Source organism: Pseudoalteromonas aliena, assembly GCF_038155085.1.
Taxonomy (GTDB): Bacteria; Pseudomonadota; Gammaproteobacteria; order Enterobacterales; family Alteromonadaceae; genus Pseudoalteromonas; species Pseudoalteromonas aliena_A.
In genome coordinates this window covers 1-215 of record NZ_JBAKAU010000220.1, presented here as the reverse complement: position 1 = coordinate 215, position 215 = coordinate 1, and the positions used below count along the sequence as shown (strand labels likewise).

Sequence of the window (215 nt, the reverse complement as noted above, 5' to 3'; positions counted from 1 at the left end):
TTTATCTAAATATTGCAGATACAGAGCTAAGCGGTCAATGTTTGGCTGAGATACATAAAACCATCTTTGTTGAAGTTTATCGTAAATTAGGGCGTCTATATAAAGACCAATAGCCATTTGTGGTAAGTTAATATCATGAATCGCGTTACTTGGGATGCTCTCTATTGTGCGGCCGTGGTCGTAACCAAAGTAAGCAAGCCAGCCACCATTAAACG

The 215-nt window shown here is 39.5% G+C and carries 1 pseudogene; it reads right to left on the bottom strand.

From position 1 onward, the window contains the following. Window positions 1-215, bottom strand: a pseudogene (locus tag V6260_RS19155) (aminodeoxychorismate synthase component I); the annotation flags it as partial.